The following is a 16146-nucleotide window of genomic DNA, read 5'->3' on the forward strand; positions in this document are numbered from 1 at the left end:
CTTGTGGGGCCTAGTGTGAGGCTCTCGAAGTGTCTAGGAAAGAAGGGGCGATTCATACGCGTGGATGGCGATCTGATTGTGAAGCGTGTACAGAAGCTTCCTGGTGGCCGTCTGGAGGTGCGTAGTGCAAATGAGGCTTACGGTCCGTTTGAGATTGATCTGAACAATACGAAGGGTGACTTCTCTGTCATCGGCCGAGTTGTTTGGTTCGGCAGACAAATTTAAGTGGTGCACACGTATCTATGCGTGTGTTGAATCATCCTGAATAAAGTGCAAAAAAACCGCGAAGCCTGCCTTTTATGGCCTGATTCGCGGTTTTCTTTTGCAAATCTTAAACGGGGGGCGGAAAGTGATTTGGCTACCGAATTGTTTGCCTGGCGCACAATTTCCCGCATCATCCCAGGTAGTCCCACCGGTTTTCTGTCTGTGCAATTAACCTCACCACACCACATCACCGCCGATTTGCAGGGTTTTTGGCACGATTTGCGCTTCTTTTGTCACCGGAGCGCAAAAATCTAACGCTTCCTTCCTTCCTGCTACCTTTCCCTGTGATGGAGGAGGGTAGTCAAGTCCTGGTTCTCCGTCCTCTACCACTACCTGCAAATGAAAACACCCTGCGTAAAGGCAGGGTGTCGTGTCCGTAGTTCGGCCTAAGCTGCCTTTCAACCGATGAGTGAGGAGCGGCTGGTTTACACAGAATTCCAGACATGCTCAACATCCGCATCAAACCTTCAGTTAGGCATTTTTTATTCTGGAATGTCAAATGCTTCATGGGCCAATCTTATTGCTTTTGGCCCAACCCCTTTAATACTACTGAGACTGGTTATGTTAAGCTTTCCTTGCTGAATTCTCGCTTTAAATATTTCCTTCGCTATGGCGCGACTAACATCTAGTTGAGCTTCAATTTCATCTAGTGTTGCCTCATTAATGCTCTTTTTTACGCTATCTGGGGAGAAGTCCGTTGCGCACTCTAAAATATCAGCAATGATAAGATAGGTGTGAAACACTGCCTTTGTTGCCTCAATTTGACGTACTTCTGCATGCACTCCCTTGTTAGATATCTTGTTCACCTTCTCAAGCCAAGAGCCAAGGAAGTCGATATGAGTTTTAGCCAATTCCTTGTTGGAGTTCGATACGATGGATTTATCCATGAAGGCCCAGAGGCGATTTACGTAGTTTGTTGGACCAAGGGCACGGCCATTTTGCTTCTGATCACTAGGAGGGTAAAGTGTGTCAGCAAGCCCTTCGATTAGTCGGCGGCATGTTGTTAGTGCTTGAGACCATTCTTCACTTTTGGTTGATGCAACAGCCTTGAATGCGAGCATTAGTTGTTCAGCGAGTTCCGGGTTTAGATCCAGTAGTTTGTCGTCTGCCGCTGTTTTCAGTATGTCGAAGCAATTCTTTACCGTTCCTGAAAATTTGAGTTGGCTGAATATTTCCGATGCCAGTGAATGCGCTTTTCTTCTAACATAATTGATGTGATTGCTTAATTGGTTTTTGTAATGCGTTCCATCATTGCCTTTGCGAAGGCGTACAAGGTCGGCGTATCGCTCTTCAATAAAGCCAATGCTTGCATACCCGCCACCGCTTGTTGAAGCTTTGATGTTCAATTCTTCATTGGAATAATGTAGTTTTCCGTTGAGTTTTAATTCATTCAGCTCATTTAACAGCTTGTCTGTTTTGTCTTTCGCAGATTTAGACTTGTGGTTCACCGAGTTATCCACGAGGTGATTAACTAGTGCTTGCAATGTACGCGTGTACTTCTGATCACCTAATTGAATTGCACACCAGGCAGCTACATCAAAACGCTCCATTATTCCAGCTGCACGCGCCAGCTTTTGGACGCCCGATAAAACTGAACCTTTCTGGGACTCTAATTCTTTCAGGCAATCTTCGATCAGACGTAGGGCTTCTTGTTTATGAGGCATATGCTTTAAGATGTATAATAGTGGCTATACGGTCATTGGTGCCCGTAATATCAATTGATCTTGATGATAAGAATCATCAAGATCAACGCTATGTTTCATAAGCACTTTGTCATAACTGTGCCCGTATAACAACCCCTAATCTACAGGGCGGCTTGACTGTGCTTACCCGTTGTCCGTTGACTTCAATTACTAAGGCGGCAGCTGAGGCACTTCGATCCAAACTAATGGCCGCTTCAGCCAATTCCCAGTTATGACGGCGAATAACAGCTCAGGGTCGAAAGTACACACTCGTTGACTACCTCAGTGGTCCCCTAGCGCGGACTAGAGCCCGCTGACCGGTTACTGACACATACCAGACCATCGCATTAAGAGCGACAAATTTCCGCTTTGTCCGACATCCAGCCAAACAGAAGGGGGCCTATCCCCCTTCATCTTAAAACCGCCGCAGTGCCACCCGTCGGCATGCTTGAATAGAATAAAACCGTGCTGACCGACCACCCGCTCTACGCCAAACCCAAGTTCGCCGGTCTCGCCCCGCTAGCAAGGTATTCAGCGAATGTCATGCACTTAAAGACGGAATGCTGGTTCTTCTGCTGTTGGGGTCACAGCAATCAAAAAAAGCATTGCTTCCCATACCTTGTATACGGTGGTTTTTATTAAGAAAACCACACGGCTTTACATTGACGCCACTCACCAATAGCAAGCTTTGCGGCATGGCGGACAGCACTTTATGGAGCGACATCCTTTTCTGCTTCTTGCAGGATAAGCCCGAGTAAGCCGGGAAAGCGTTGTTCGATATCCTGACGGCGCAACTGGGCCATACGGCTGTTACCGCGATCCACCTGACGGATCAGACCTGCCTCGCGCAGGATGCGAAAGTGGTGTGAACGCGTGGCCTTGCTCAGTTGCAAGCCAAAGGAAGTGCAATGCCGCTCGGCAAACTCCACATCTTCCAGCAGCGCCTTGACCACTCGGCGACGTGTCGGGTCTGCCAGTGCCATCAATACTTTACCCAATTCAATCTCATCCCGCTCAGGGTGCCCTTGCTCATCTGGCATTCATTCCTCTCCGAAAAATTCATTTGACATATACAAAACCCTGCTCTATAAAGCACTGGTTCGAAGATATTCGAACCTTCGATAAGTGTCAAACCATATGCGCATGATGATAGTGCTAGCCGCAAGATCTAATGCACTTACAAGAGCAGGAGTTGATCGATGAAGATTGATCTTGGCCAGGCATCGCCGGGCCTGGCTTACGAAAGCACCGTTCCGCGTCATATGGTGCACCGTGCAGCAGTCAGCGAAGTATTCCTGACCGGTGGGGTAGGCTGCAGTGATCTGCATTTCCAGTGCAGTGCGCAGTTACCACGTGCGCACCGCTATTTCAGTGATCACACCCACCCGCAGTCACACTATGACATGTTGCTGCTGCTCGAGGTGTTCCGCCAGGCCTCCATTTATGTCTCGCACGCCTTTCTGGATGTCAGCATCCAGGACAAGTTTATCTATCTGGATAGCGATACCCGGCTGCTGCAACGCTCCGCGCTGGTGATGCGCGATTGCCCGGCCACGGCGCTGGTGGATGTGAAGGTGGTGGATGAATATGTGCGCAACGGCGTGCGCTCTGGCGTCACGCTGGACATGAGCTTGCTGATCCAGGGGGAGGCGGCCGCGCACAAGCGCATGGGCATCCGCTGGATGGATGGGGCCAGCTGGAACCGCATGCGGGCCAAGGCCATGCATAAAGTCATCGCCCATCCAGACCCGCAGATTCAGCTGCCGGCACCTGCCCAGCCCTCGCTGGTGGGCCGGGCTTATGCGGGCAATGTCGTGGTGGGCAGCAATATTCAGGAGCAGGATGGCGCACTGACCGTTCCGGTGATTGTCGATCAGGGCAATGCCGGCATCTTCGACCATCCGCTCGACCACATTCCCGGCATGTTGTTGCTGGAAGCTTTCCGCCAGACCGCGCTGATCGCGGCCAATCGCTACCAGGGCATCAATCCGGAGGAAGTCTTGCTGTCGCGCTGCCAGGTACGTTTCACCCGTTTTGGCGAGTTTGGCCTTGGCACCACTTGCCGCCTGACCAGTGATGCCGTCTGCCTGGCCGACGATCAGGAAACGGTGCTGATGTCCTTGCTGATCGAACAGGACGGCCAGGCGATCGCTACCGCTTCGCTGGAACTGTCCGCACTGGCCGGTAGCTCCGGTGTGCGCCTGACCGAGCCGCTCACGCTGACACAAACACAGACTGCAGGGGTGTGAAGAAATGCGTACTCCGAAAATGATCTGGTTTGATTTCGGCGGCGTGCTGTCGCCGCCCATTCCCGCATTGTTCCAGCAATACCAGCACAAAACCGGCCTCGCCCCGGTGGTATTGCAGCAAGCCATGCGTGATGTGGCCGCTGACATGAAACTGCCCATGCTGGCCCCGGTGGAAAATGCCGTCATCAGCGAGGCAGAGTGGGGGAGACGGCTGGAAAACGCCTTGCGCATGCGCCACCCCGAGATTGATTTGTCCCGCGCCCGGCTGCGCGAATTCGGTGCGCAGTGGTTTGCTGGCGTCCAGCCCAATCAGGCCATGGTGCAGGCGCTGCATCAGTTGAAGGCCGCAGGCTACCAAGTGGGCATCCTTACCAATAATGTGCTGGAGTGGGAGCCCCACTGGCGTTCCATGCTGCAGCTGGATAGCGTGGTCGATCTGGTGGTGGACTCATGCAAGGAAGGCTGCCGCAAACCCGACCCCCGTTTTTTTGCCCTTGCGGCACAGAGGGCGGCTGTCGAACCCGCCGACTGCCTGCTGATCGATGATGTGGACGAGAATGTCGAAGCGGCAGCCAGTCTGGGCTGGCAAACCCTGTTGTTCCTGGATAATGTCCAGGCACTGCGGGAGCTGGAAAGCATCAGCCGGGTGGCCTTGCGGGAAAGCATGGAGCTGGCCGCATCATGAACGCCCCTGTCTCCGCCCTGGCACCGGTACGGGTAAGCGACATCCCTCATCTGGATGCCACACCGGTATACCACGCCAGCAGTCCGGCCAACGGCATGGCCCGTATCATCCTGCCCAGCGGCCATGTCGCCTATCACCTGACCCGCTACCAGCAAGTGCAGCAAGCGCTGACCGATACCCGCCTGGTGCGGCGGCCCTGCAATACCGAGGACGGGCCCAGCTTTCTGCCCACCATCACCCCCAACGAACTGTTACTCAACAACGATGGCGCCAGTCATGCGCGCTTGCGCAAGGTGGTGGTGAAAGATTTCAGCGCTGCCGGGGTAGCGACACTGCGCCATGCGGTGGCGCAGGCCACCCACGCCAGGCTGGATGCCCTGCAATCTCAGACGGGCCCGGTCGACTTGCTGGGCCTGGTGCTGGAGTCGATTCCATCAGAAGTGGATTGCCGCTTGCTGGGTATTCCGCTGGCGGATCGCAGTTACTACCGGCCGTTGACCCATACCGTACAGATTGCCGATCCGCATGATGTGCCGGAGTTGTTGCGCCAGTTCTGGCAGGTATACCACTACCTGATGGACCTGGTCACCGGGCGTCGTCCCGCTGCAGCCGATGGACTGATCCGTCGCTTTGTCGACGCGCGGGACGAAAGCGCGCCGCCACTGAACGATGAGGAGCTGGTGGGCATTCTGCTGGGCATCCTGATCGGGGGGGACCAGAACATCCTGACCGTGCTGTGCAAGGTGGTCTATGCCCTGCTGGCTGCACCATCGTTATGGCAGTCGCTGCGCGAGCAGCCCGAAACCATCCCCGCCATGGTGGAAGAGCTGCTGCGGCTGATTCCACTGGGCACCACCTCAACCTTTCCGCGCATCGCCAGTGAAGATGTCGATGGCAGCTTTGGTGTCATCCCCGCCGGCAGCGTGGTGTACGCCGATGTCTTTGCCGCCAATCGCGACCCCGAGGTGTTTGCCGACCCCCTGCTGATTGATCCGCAACGCAATGCCGCCAAGCATTTGCAGTTCGGCTATGGCATGCATCACTGCATGGGAGCAGCGCTGGCGCGCATGGAAATCACCACTGTGCTGGAAATACTGCTGCAGCGCATGCCAGACCTGCAACTGGCGCTGCCCGCCGCCAATGTGCCATGGACCCACGGCACCATTCTGCGCAGACCCTCAACCCTGCCGGTCTGCGGACCCATCCTTAGCTAACAGGAAACGAGAATTACCATGAAGCAATCCATTGCAGACACAGGACTGCTGGCAGTCATTCTGCTGGCCATCTTTGTCGTGCCCAGTTCCATTTCCGGCACCGCCCTTGCATTGCCGGCCATTGGCCGGGACATCCACGCCCCGCTGACCAGCCTGCAATGGGTGGTGAATGCCTTCAACCTGACCTTTGCCTGCTTCACCCTGTCCTGGGGCGCGGTGGCGGATAACTTTGGCCGCAAAACCTGCTTCAGCCTGGGCGCGGTGCTGTATGCGCTGGCCTCCTTGCTGTCGGCACTGGCAGACAGCCCCATGCTGCTGGATCTGTCGCGAGCACTGGCGGGTATTGGTGCGGCGGCGGTGTTTTCCTGCGGCATTGCCATTCTGTCCACCCGCTTTGACGGAGCGGCCCGCTTGCGCGCCTTTGCCCTGTTCGGCACCGTCGCCGGATTGGGCGTGAGCCTGGGCCCCACCCTGTCCGGGCTGATCCTGGAGCATTTCAGCTGGCGTACCATTTTCTGGTGCCACACCCTTGCCCTGCTGCTGGTCTTGCTGGGCAGCTCCTTGATTCCGCGCGACCTGCCCAATATTGGCCAGCGCCTGCAGTTTGATACCGCAGGTGCCGGCCTGTTCATCCTGATGCTGCTCGCCCTGATGACGGCTATCGTGCAAAGCTCGCAATGGGGCTGGAGCAGTGCGGGCATTCTTGCCCTGCTGGTGCTGGCCGTGACCCTGCTGGTGCTGTTCATCCGCCAGGAAAAGCGTCACCCCAACCCCATGCTCGATCTGTCCTTGCTCAGCAATCAGCGCTTTGTCGGCATGGCACTGGTCACCGTCGCGGCATCCTTCGGCTTTGTCACCCTGCTTACCTATCTGCCCAGCTATCTGGCCGGGGTGCTGCAATTGCCCCCCACCCACACCGGACTCACCATGTTGCTGCTGACCATGCCCATGCTGGTCTGCCCGCTACTGGCCGGCAAGCTGGTGGCGCATGGTGTATCGGCCAACCACGTGCTGAACGCCAGCCTGCTCAGCTTGCTGCTGGGCATCTGCTTGCTGGCCGCTGTCAGCAATCCGTCCAGCAACGGGTGGCAACTGGCCTTGCCCATGCTGCTGCTGGGCTGCGGCATGGGATTGTCCGCAGGCCTGGTGGATGGCATGGCGCTGAAGATGGTACCGGCGGAGAAGGCGGGCATGGCCGCCGGTTTGCTCAATACCTTCCGCCTGGGCAGTGAGGCCGTGGCGGTAGCACTGTACGGTTCGCTACTGGCGACGCTGCTGGGCGATGCCGTGCACGGCACGCTTACAGCCTTGAGCAGCGATACAGAACAAATACGCAACTGGATCAATGATGCTGCGGCAGGCAATCTGACAGTTCCCGCTTCGCTAGCGGCCAGCCAGTTGCAGAGCATTCTGATCAAGGGCTATGACCAGGCCTTTCACGGCGTGTTGTGGGTGCTGGCTGCCATCATTATTGCGCTGACCGTGCTGATTGCCTGGCTGATCCGCCCGGCGATATCGGCCACAGAGGCCAGCCAGCCCTTGTAACAAGCGAAACCCGACAAGGCGGCATCACGCTGGGGCGCCGCCTTGCCGTTACCGGTAACAGACTGATCCAGTCGGCGGCAACCTCTGCATGCTTTGCTATCTGGCCACATTACTGTCGGGGGCTTTATGTCCAAGTTGCTTATTGATGACGGGAAAGTACTGCTTGATCCACTGCGTCTGAAAAAATTGCGCAAAAACAAATGCTTCAGCCAGGATGACCTGGCAAGGCATGCTAGCAACTGTCGCTGTCCGGTCTCCACCGCCTCGATCAAACGTGCCGAATTGGGTTCTCCAGTGCGCTACCGCACCGCCAAGAACCTGGCCTTGGCCCTGGATGTGGAAGTTGACAGCCTGTTTACCTGCCTGGAGTAATTTGTCCGCCTGAAACAATAAAATAGAGTAACAAATTGGCCGTAATATATTGCTACCGATTTGATCTTTATCTGATACCAAGATGATGCGGATGTGATGCTGAAAGCCATTCTCCCGATTTGTATACTTGATGTGCTGATAATTCAGCACATCATTCATTTTGGAGAAATTACAAATGGCACAGACTTACAATATTTATGTAATCAATAAATCGGCCGATACCCAAAATTTCTGGTTGTTCCTGAAGCCGCCACAAGCCATGGAAGCCGACCCGGCAGTATTTGCCAACTCCAGCGCCTGCCTGACAATCGATAGTAATTCGCAGAGCTTGAATAATTTCGGCATCCCGCTGCAATATCGTGTAGGTTCGGGTGCCAGCAACCAAGCCGTTGGCCTGGATGTGCAGATTTCTTCCAACGTTTCATTGAATGCCGAGATTAACCAGGCTTTTCAAGCCAATTATCAGGAAACGGTGCCGCCCAAAAAAGGGCCGACCATGAAACAAACCGGCGCCTCCACCAAGGACGGCACTATTCAGATCACCAGCAATAATTTTGACAAACCCGGCAACGAAGAAAACAGCTGGTTTTCCAATATGAGTTTCGGCATTCAATCGGCGGCCGGCTTTATTGGCATGACCTGGTCGCCGGCACCGGGCGTAACCCGCACCCTGGAGCCGAAGTTTTCCTTCTATATCAGCACCGGCTCCTTCGATTACAACTCCCTGGCACAATGGACCGATGTATCCAGCCAGGCTGCTACCGTGGAACTGTCCGACTTCAAGCAATTCAATTGCACGGTAACCCTGCTGCCCAACGGCAAATGGGATGTCACCCCAGGTCGTCCGCCGCAAAAAGTCTCCGCCCAGGCTTATCAGACGCTGGTCTCCAGCCACCAGGCCCTGTGCAACTCTCATGCCGAACTGATCAGCCTGGCCAATGCAATTGAGCCGCTGGGTGACGGACTTGCCGCCACTGCCCAATTGGATTTGATTACCGAAGTGGACTGGGATAATCAGCTTAAAGCAGTAAATGGCCCCCTCACTTTCCTGTCCGGCAGCCTGCGCGTGGGCACTGCATTGGCCGCTGGTTTTGGCTTTTTCATCCTCAGCGGGGTGCGCTTTACCATCAAGAACAGTGGCTCGGGCGGTACGCAATTCGACTTTGAATATAACGGCACCCAGAGTGCCCAAAACATCAAGGAGCTGTTGCACGCCGGGGTAGAAGCAGAATTCCGTAAATAAACCGGCATCTCACCACTGGCCCAGCCCGGATGTCCGCACGATGTCCGGGCTGTTTATCTGGCCGCTTTGCTTGCACCGATCCGTATCCGGGGGAAAGAGTCAGAACCGCTGCAAACCATGCAGATAGCCATCCAGGGCAGGGCTGACCGCGCCGATAGCCGCCGGGTACTTCTCGTGGCACGCCATCTTGGCATACCGCTTGCGCTGATTTTGGTGGCGACATTGACCGCGCAGGTGTAAATCGGGGCAGTCGCGTGGGCTACCGTTGCAGCAATGCAGGGGGGGGCGTCGACTCCACAGAACATGACAATGAAGGCACATTCCTGTCGGTAGATTTGATGACAGCTGAAGTCGGGTACCGAGAGTAAGCTCTTGTGTTTCTGATACCGGTCATGACTGGAGTTGCCTGATGAAATCTATTGCACACCCATCCCTACATCTATGGCTAAACCTTTCGGTGAATATTGGCCCCGCAATATCAGTCAGTAGCGATACGGATGGACTTCGTTCTTTGTACCCAATCACAGGCGGTGTAGTCCAAGGGCCAGATGATATTCATGGCACGGTGTTACCGGGTGGCTTTGACAATTATGTTCAGGGAAGCGATGGCGTGGGCATCATGGATGCGCGCTATGCAATCCGGCTGGACGATGGCACGGTCATGGTGATCCACAACCGGGGATACCTGCATCTTTCCCCCGAGGGCGCGGCGCTGGAGTCCTCCGGCGTGTGGCCGGTTCCTGCCCACCTGTATCACTGTCGCTGTCAACCGGAGATACAGACCGGGCCCGGGCCGCATGTCTGGGTGAATCAGCAGGTGTTTGTCGGTACCGTACATTATCCGGCTGCCGATCAGGTGGAGATTGCTATTTATCGGATGGACTAGACAAAACAGCAGCTCGCCACGGCGAGCTGCTGTTTTGGTGACATGCTTAGAATGCGTAAATGAACTGAGTGGCCAGAATATCGTTATTGCGAGACAGGCTGCCATCGTTACGCTGGAATACCGCATTGCTGGCAAAGTCATGACGATATTCCACTTTCACTGTCATTTTATCTGCCGGATAAAACAACAGATCCAGTGCAATATCACTGCGGTTGGTCCCTTTGCAATCCATGCCATTATTGCTTGAGGCATTCAGGCATTGCTGATCCACGCCCCAACCGCTGGTGGGATTGATGCTGGCCGTATTTCCGCTCAAGCCGTAAATGATGCCGCTGCCACCGCCACCATTACGACTGTTGTTGAGGTAGTCCACACGGACGACGGTTCCCACCTTGCCCAGCCAGTCGGTATTCCACTTTTTACCTGCCAGCAAGGAAAAACCGTACCACTGTGCCATGCCGCCATTCCAGGCGGCATGCGCTTGCTGGCCATAATCAAGCTGGGCGTTGTACTGGATGTCAGACCAGGTATAAGTCAGATCCGCCTCGGCATAGAAGTAGCGGCCAAAAGGCGAAGCCAGATTACATTGATAGCCAAAACCACTGCTGCAACTGGATGGTGTGTAGATGGTCTGACGCCCAATATTGGCGGAGAAACCCAGGTCCAGCGAGGTGCTGTACTGGTAGTCCACGCGTCCGGCCAGCGTCGGGGTGCTGTTGCTGCCAGAGCGCCCGTTTTGTTCATTCACCACCGCCCCTGCCGATTTGAGCTGCTCATTGGCCACCATCAACTGCCACAGCGTCTGGTAGTTATTGGTAAACAGCTTGTAGTTCATACCCAGATAGGACGCGGGCTCACTGAAGTCAAACAGCAGGTTGTGGGTGAGTGTCTGGGTCAGATTGGCCGGATTGGGCTCATAGCCGGCCAGGCTGGGCAGCAGGCCCAGTTGCAGGGTGCCAGTGGCACTGAGCGGCAGATTGACATTGGCCTGGTTGAAAATGCTGTTGGTCAGGCCGCCGCCTTCGCTACTGAAGCTGGCCCCGCTACCCCTGTCCGGCTGGATGACCAACTCCACGCTGGGCGCTTCCGGGCCTACGCCAAAGGTTTTCTTGATATCCAGGTAAACATCACCCAGATTGCTGTCGTAGTAGTTGTAAGCCCCGTTCTTGTTGAGAAAGTGGAAACCGGCGGAATTGCTGTTACGGTTGTACAGGAACATGGGGTCAACAAAGCCAGTTACGCTCAGCCCGGCAATCGGCCCGGTTTGCGCCGCTTCACTCAGTGAGTCCACCTTGATCTTGAGGCTGTTGACGGTTTGCTGCAGTGTTTCTGGCTCTTCAGACTCGGCTGCCGCCGTCGTATTGGTATTGCCAGGCGCAGTGTTGTTGCTGCCCAATTGCTGCTGCAGGTTTTGTACCTGTTGCTGGAGCGCAGGAATCTGGGCATTGCTTTGCTGCAGTGCTTTGACCTGCTGCTCCAGCGCATCCAGTTTTTGCAGCAAGACTGCGCTTGCATCTCCACCTGCCTGTGCGGCCACAGGCAGGGCCATGATGGCCATGGCGATCAGTTTCAATTGCATGATGTTTACCCCGAATGGCTAGGCTGATGGTGTTTAGTGGGTTTTCAGTTCCTGCCACAAGCGTGTTTCCAGTCGCATGATCTCGGTGGGCAAGGCACGCACGGTAAACAGCTTTTTCATTTCCGCTGCACTGGGGTAAACAGTAGGGTCGGACAGCACTTCAGGCTTGATAAACGCTTTAGCTGCCGACACCGCGCTGGGGTAAAAGGTTTCGTTGCTCAGCGCTGCTGCTTCATTGGGTGAAATGACGTGGTTGATCCACTTCATGGCAGCGTCCGGATTGGGCGCGGTTTTGGGCACAGCCATCACATCAAACCAGATCACGCTGCCTTCCTTGGGCAGGATGTATTGGATGGTGTAAGGCTTCTTCGCGGCCAGGGCTGCCATGCGGGCGGTGTTGACATCGCCGGAGTAACCAAAGGCCATGCAGATATCGCCACTGGCCAAATCGGGAGCATAGCTGCTGGAATTGAACTGGCCGATATAAGGCCGGATGGTTTTCAGCAACTTGAATACTTCCTGGTAATCCGCCGGATTGGTACTCAGCGGATTCTTTTTCAGGTAGTACAGCCCCATGCCAAACATGTCCACTGGCGAATCCAGCACCGACACGCCGCACTTTGACAGCTTGGCCATGTATTTGGGGTCAAACAACATGTCCCAGGTATTGAGCGGCACTCCCTTGCCCAGTACCGCCTCCACTTTTTGTCGATTGATGCCGATGCCATCCGTCCCCCAGTTCAGCGGAACACCATATTGATTACCGGGGTCACTGGTTTCCAGAATCTTCATCAGCACCGGATCAAGCTTGGCCAAATTGGGAATCTTGCTTTTATCCAGCTTGCGAAACAGCCCGGCCTGCAACTGGCGTCCAAAGTAGGCATCCGACGGCACAACAACATCGTAGCCAGAATTGCCTACCAGCAATTTGCTCATCAAGGTGTCGTTACTATCGAACTCCTGATAGCGCACCTTGATGCCAGTCTGCTTGAGGAAGTTGGCATTAGTGGCCTTGGCCAGACTATTGCCCCAGTTGTAAACATCGACCTGACCGGCATCCGCTGCCGCATGGCCAGACACACTGCCCAGCAGGGCAAGCGCACAACAGGTAGGAATCAGTTTCTTCATTTCTCAGCCTTTGTAGTGATACCGCTCTATTGGCGGTGTGATGTGAACAAACAAGAGTCAGGCAGGGACTGTGCTGTCAAACCTGGGGGGCGCAATACACGGTTTCACCACGGAATACCGTGTAAAGCACCTGTGTCTGGTGCAGTTGGTGGATTGGCCGGTCAAAAAGACTGGCATCCAGTATCAGGAAGTTGGCCTCATGGCTGGGAAGCAAGCCCCGACAGTTGTCAAAACGCAGCGCATGGCTGGCATTCAGGGTATGGGCTTGCAGCATCACTTGCAGGTCCAGCCGCTCGTCCGGGTTCCAGGGCTGGGCTGATGGGTGATCAAGGGGCTGGTGGGTGACGCCGGTCTGCATGATGGCCAGCGGGTCCATGGTGGAAACCGGCCAGTCAGAACCGCCAGCCAGCATCGCGCCTGCATTGCGCAGGCTGCGCAGCGGATAGCTTTGCGCCGCGCGCTCAGGGCCAAGTATCTCCTTGTAGAGCGCTTGCAGTTCTGGTGCTGCTGCCGTCCACAAGGCCTGCACACTGGCAATGGCCCCCAATGGCGTGAAACGCGCCATGTCATCCGGATGCACCAATTGCAAATGCGCTAGCTGTGCGCGTCGGTCTCGCGGGCCATTGCATTTAGCCGCCCATTCCAGGGCATCCAGTGCCATGCGCACGGCGCGGTCGGCCAGGGTGTGAAAGTGCAGGTCGAAACCGGCGGCATCGGCCAGGGCAACTATCTGATTCAGGGCGTCCTGCTCCCACAGCGCCAGGCCATGCTCCTGCGTGCCGGGATACGGCTCCAGCAGTGCCGCAGTGCGTGACTCGGTGACCCCGTCAATGAAGATCTTCACCGTATGCACATGCAGGGTGTCGCCTTCGTAACGCGCTTTCCATGCCTGAAAACGGGCAATCTGGCTCGCCGGATCATGGCGTGGCGTAGCCAGCAGGCCGGCGCTGACATGCAGTTTGAGCGTGCCGGCATCACGTGCGGCGGCATAGGCTTGCAGCAAGCCTTCATCCACGCGGGCATCGAACCAGCCGGTGATGCCCAGGCGATGCGCCATGGCAATAGCCTTGGCCAGCGACTGCGGATAGCGGGCGGGGCCCAGTTGTGGAATCAGCCCGAATAGTCGATACAGTGCCGCCTCGTGTACCACGCCACTGGGCTGCCGGCTGCCCGGCTCCCGCTCGTGGATGCCGCCTTTGGGGTCTGGTGTTTCCGGGCCGATACCAGCCGCCGCCAGGCCAACGGTATTCAGACAGCCGCTGTGTACGTCATGCCCCAGCAGCAACAAGGGGCGGTCAGACAGGGCGGCATCCAGTTGCTGACGTGTCGGATAGCTGCCAAAAACGCTTAAATCAATACCACCGAGAAACACCCAGGGTTCTGCACTTTGCGCGATCGCCGCTTCGCGAATCAGCGCCAGCACGCCCTCTGCAGTGCCAGCCCGGCTCAAGTCGATATCCCCGACCATTTGCTGGCCTTCCAGCGGATGGGCATGGCCATCGACAAAGGCCGGAATAATCTGCTTGCCTGCCAAATCAATCAGTTGGGTATCGCACCCGGCCAGTGCGCGGACTGCATGATCCTGACCCAGCGCCATGACTTTGCCGCCACCAATGGCAAGCGCACTGTGCATGGTGCTGAAATCGTCGCCAGTATGGATGCTGCCGTTGTAATAGATTTTTTCGGGATACTGCATGCCTGCCTCCTGATACATGACCAGCACACAGTCTTGAATCAGCGGGCTATTGCAGCCCTCTGCAAAACGGTGTGCAACTGGAAATGATCATGGCGGGAGGCGTACCGGCTGTCTGTCCTCGGATTTCAGGACAAAGCCGCACACTGGCGGTGACGCTGCTCTACCGTCACGCACCAGGCAAACAACTCGGCCTTGTTTGCCACGCCGATTTTGGTCAGCGCACGCTCGATATAAGTGCGGACACTGCACTGGCTGATGGAAACATGCTGAGCAATCTGCGGAACCGACCAACCTTGCAGCATGGCGTGACAAATCAGCCGTTCGCGACCGGATAACTGCGTACCGGCCAATTGCAGGCAGCGGTCGAAGTACTGCAACAGCATATCCTGCGATGGTGTGATGCAAGGCGCGCTCAACTGAGCATGCCGGGCCAGCAAGGGAATAAGGAAATGGCAGGTCTGCCGCAGGCGATTAAGCTCGCCAAGCGTAAAGGAAGGCGCATGTCGGTTGCGAAAGATCGACAATAAATACACATAGTCGGTTTCACAGCCCAGCAGGCTGCACTCCTCACCCAAGGGACTCTGGGCAATCATGCGTCCATATGCGGTAGCCGGGTAAATATCGTTACGGGATAACACCAGTTGTGGGTCCTGCACTTGTTCGATGAACTGCAACAACTGGCGGTCCTGCTTCCACTCCATATCCCGCTGGTACAGCGACAAGGCCAGTTGCGTTTCGTTCGGGTCGGCCTCTCCGGCAAAAAACAGCACATCCAACTGCTCCACCACCGCCTGCTGACTGCCACGGCGAAAGCGCAGCGCTGTCATGTGGTAGGAGCTGGGGTCGACGACCTCATGCAGCCACTGCCACAACCGGCTGGTGAATTGTGCAGTCCCCAAGCTCTGTAACAAGCCGCCTGCCGTTTCAAGCGTAATTGACTGTTGCATCATGCTTCCTCGTGCCGTCGTAGATGGCGATCTGTTTCAGCCACACTCGCTGTTGATGATACGGATAGCCACACTGAAAGCACAAATCGCGCCATGATTCATTTATTGAACTGTCAGCAAATACCAAGTCCCAGCATCTGGGATGGCCGAGCGTTTTCTGATCAGCTTGGTGCGTCGTCAGTTGGTCGGCAGAACCGGCCATGTTTCTTTGAGGGACTCACCGACCGCTTTAGCCGATGAGGGTAGTGTTGGCAGCTACCTAGATTTCAATCTGCTCTAAAATTTCCAGAGCATCATCGACTTCGATGCCCAAATACCGAACCGTACTTTCCAGCTTGGTGTGGCCAAGTAAGATTTGTACAGCACGCAGATTTTTGGTCTTCTTGTAGATCAGTGTTGCCTTGGTCCGACGTAATGAGTGTGTGCCATAGATGGAGGAGTCCAGACCGGCTGGTCGATGCAGTCACGTATCGATAGAGAGCCGGTGCTGAATGCCCTGTTGATGGCGGTATTGCGACCTCAGCCCAAGCAGGAAGTGCTGGTGCATTCGGATCAGGGAAGTCAGTTCAGTAGTTACGACTGGCAGGATTTTTTGAAGGCTCATCGCTTGGTACCCAGCATGAGTCGGCGCGGGAACTGCCACGACAATGCTGTGG

15 protein-coding genes and 1 pseudogene are annotated in these 16146 nt (G+C 55.6%); 8 read left to right on the plus strand and 8 right to left on the minus strand.

Annotated features, from left to right (window positions below):
- On the plus strand, positions 1–225 hold a 225-nt coding region (locus ACODR9_RS23705; protein WP_488813032.1), incomplete at its 5' end, for a S24 family peptidase.
- 521 nt (positions 226–746) lie between these two features.
- Here the strand turns inward: ACODR9_RS23705 and ACODR9_RS23710 are convergent.
- Together ACODR9_RS23710 and ACODR9_RS23715 are read right to left on the minus strand one after the other, a co-directional pair.
- Positions 747–1928, minus strand: a complete 1182-nt coding sequence (locus ACODR9_RS23710; RefSeq protein ID WP_488813034.1) for a hypothetical protein — start codon at positions 1926–1928, stop codon at positions 747–749.
- A 728-nt stretch (positions 1929–2656) separates the two neighbouring features.
- Positions 2657–2986, minus strand: coding sequence for an ArsR/SmtB family transcription factor (locus ACODR9_RS23715; protein WP_488813036.1), 330 nt, complete (start codon positions 2984–2986; stop codon positions 2657–2659).
- A 159-nt stretch (positions 2987–3145) separates the two neighbouring features.
- On the opposite strand from ACODR9_RS23715, the gene ACODR9_RS23720 reads away from it, so the two are divergent.
- The 4 genes from ACODR9_RS23720 to ACODR9_RS23735 are packed head-to-tail and all read left to right on the plus strand — an operon-like array spanning position 3146 to position 7639.
- Positions 3146–4195, plus strand: a complete 1050-nt coding sequence (locus ACODR9_RS23720; RefSeq protein WP_488813038.1) for a ScbA/BarX family gamma-butyrolactone biosynthesis protein — start codon at positions 3146–3148, stop codon at positions 4193–4195.
- A gap of 4 nt (positions 4196–4199) precedes the next feature.
- Positions 4200–4880 carry an HAD family hydrolase gene (locus ACODR9_RS23725; RefSeq protein WP_488813040.1) on the plus strand — a complete coding sequence of 227 codons (681 nt, stop codon included), beginning with the start codon at positions 4200–4202 and terminating at the stop codon, positions 4878–4880.
- The gene (locus ACODR9_RS23730) at positions 4877–6094 is read left to right on the plus strand and encodes a cytochrome P450 (protein WP_488813042.1); all 1218 of its coding nucleotides are present in this window, start codon (positions 4877–4879) and stop codon (positions 6092–6094) included. Before ACODR9_RS23725 ends, ACODR9_RS23730 begins: the two co-directional genes overlap by 4 nt.
- Before the next feature lie 18 nt (positions 6095–6112).
- On the plus strand, positions 6113–7639 hold the full coding sequence (locus ACODR9_RS23735; protein WP_488813044.1) for an MFS transporter: 1527 nt from the start codon (positions 6113–6115) through the stop codon (positions 7637–7639).
- 96 nt (positions 7640–7735) lie between these two features.
- Here ACODR9_RS23735 and ACODR9_RS23740 read toward each other — a convergent pair whose 3' ends face one another.
- Positions 7736–8170, minus strand: coding sequence for a hypothetical protein (locus ACODR9_RS23740; protein WP_488813046.1), 435 nt, complete (start codon positions 8168–8170; stop codon positions 7736–7738).
- 16 nt (positions 8171–8186) lie between these two features.
- Between ACODR9_RS23740 and ACODR9_RS23745 the strand changes: the two genes are divergently transcribed.
- Together ACODR9_RS23745 and ACODR9_RS23750 are read left to right on the plus strand one after the other, a co-directional pair.
- The gene (locus ACODR9_RS23745) at positions 8187–9254 is read left to right on the plus strand and encodes a hypothetical protein (protein ID WP_488813048.1); all 1068 of its coding nucleotides are present in this window, start codon (positions 8187–8189) and stop codon (positions 9252–9254) included.
- Positions 9255–9663: 409 nt separating this feature from the next.
- Positions 9664–10140, plus strand: coding sequence for a DUF3237 domain-containing protein (locus ACODR9_RS23750; protein ID WP_488813050.1), 477 nt, complete (start codon positions 9664–9666; stop codon positions 10138–10140).
- 46 nt (positions 10141–10186) lie between these two features.
- On the opposite strand, the gene ACODR9_RS23755 is transcribed toward ACODR9_RS23750, so the two are convergent.
- The 5 genes from ACODR9_RS23755 to ACODR9_RS23775 form a co-directional block, all read right to left on the minus strand.
- Positions 10187–11719 (minus strand): DUF3138 family protein, encoded by a 1533-nt coding sequence (locus ACODR9_RS23755; protein ID WP_488813052.1) that lies wholly within the window; start codon positions 11717–11719, stop codon positions 10187–10189.
- 33 nt (positions 11720–11752) lie between these two features.
- Entirely contained in the window at positions 11753–12847 is a 1095-nt protein-coding gene (locus ACODR9_RS23760; RefSeq protein WP_488813054.1) for a polyamine ABC transporter substrate-binding protein, read from the minus strand.
- 76 nt (positions 12848–12923) lie between these two features.
- Positions 12924–14543 (minus strand): amidohydrolase, encoded by a 1620-nt coding sequence (locus tag ACODR9_RS23765; protein ID WP_488813056.1) that lies wholly within the window; start codon positions 14541–14543, stop codon positions 12924–12926.
- Positions 14544–14668: 125 nt separating this feature from the next.
- Entirely contained in the window at positions 14669–15493 is an 825-nt protein-coding gene (locus ACODR9_RS23770; protein WP_488813058.1) for a helix-turn-helix transcriptional regulator, read from the minus strand.
- Between the two features lie 256 nt (positions 15494–15749).
- On the minus strand, positions 15750–15953 hold the full coding sequence (locus ACODR9_RS23775; protein ID WP_488813060.1) for a tyrosine-type recombinase/integrase: 204 nt from the start codon (positions 15951–15953) through the stop codon (positions 15750–15752).
- Here ACODR9_RS23775 and ACODR9_RS23780 point away from each other — a divergent pair.
- Positions 15939–16146: pseudogene (locus tag ACODR9_RS23780) on the plus strand (DDE-type integrase/transposase/recombinase); the annotation flags it as partial. The gene ACODR9_RS23775 and the pseudogene ACODR9_RS23780 sit on opposite strands and share 15 nt — an antisense overlap.

This window comes from Aquitalea sp. FG25 (genome assembly GCF_057809375.1).

Coding starts and splice junctions, on each gene's coding strand:
- ACODR9_RS23745 (WP_488813048.1), top strand. CDS start 8,187: ATGGCACAGACTTACAATATTTATGTAATCAATAAATCGGCCGATACC.
- ACODR9_RS23740 (WP_488813046.1), bottom strand. CDS start 8,170: ATGAATGATGTGCTGAATTATCAGCACATCAAGTATACAAATCGGGAG.
- ACODR9_RS23730 (WP_488813042.1), top strand. CDS start 4,877: ATGAACGCCCCTGTCTCCGCCCTGGCACCGGTACGGGTAAGCGACATC.
- ACODR9_RS23735 (WP_488813044.1), top strand. CDS start 6,113: ATGAAGCAATCCATTGCAGACACAGGACTGCTGGCAGTCATTCTGCTG.
- ACODR9_RS23710 (WP_488813034.1), bottom strand. CDS start 1,928: ATGCCTCATAAACAAGAAGCCCTACGTCTGATCGAAGATTGCCTGAAA.
- ACODR9_RS23750 (WP_488813050.1), top strand. CDS start 9,664: ATGAAATCTATTGCACACCCATCCCTACATCTATGGCTAAACCTTTCG.
- ACODR9_RS23725 (WP_488813040.1), top strand. CDS start 4,200: ATGCGTACTCCGAAAATGATCTGGTTTGATTTCGGCGGCGTGCTGTCG.
- ACODR9_RS23720 (WP_488813038.1), top strand. CDS start 3,146: ATGAAGATTGATCTTGGCCAGGCATCGCCGGGCCTGGCTTACGAAAGC.
- ACODR9_RS23715 (WP_488813036.1), bottom strand. CDS start 2,986: ATGCCAGATGAGCAAGGGCACCCTGAGCGGGATGAGATTGAATTGGGT.
- ACODR9_RS23770 (WP_488813058.1), bottom strand. CDS start 15,493: ATGATGCAACAGTCAATTACGCTTGAAACGGCAGGCGGCTTGTTACAG.
- ACODR9_RS23765 (WP_488813056.1), bottom strand. CDS start 14,543: ATGCAGTATCCCGAAAAAATCTATTACAACGGCAGCATCCATACTGGC.
- ACODR9_RS23755 (WP_488813052.1), bottom strand. CDS start 11,719: ATGCAATTGAAACTGATCGCCATGGCCATCATGGCCCTGCCTGTGGCC.
- ACODR9_RS23760 (WP_488813054.1), bottom strand. CDS start 12,847: ATGAAGAAACTGATTCCTACCTGTTGTGCGCTTGCCCTGCTGGGCAGT.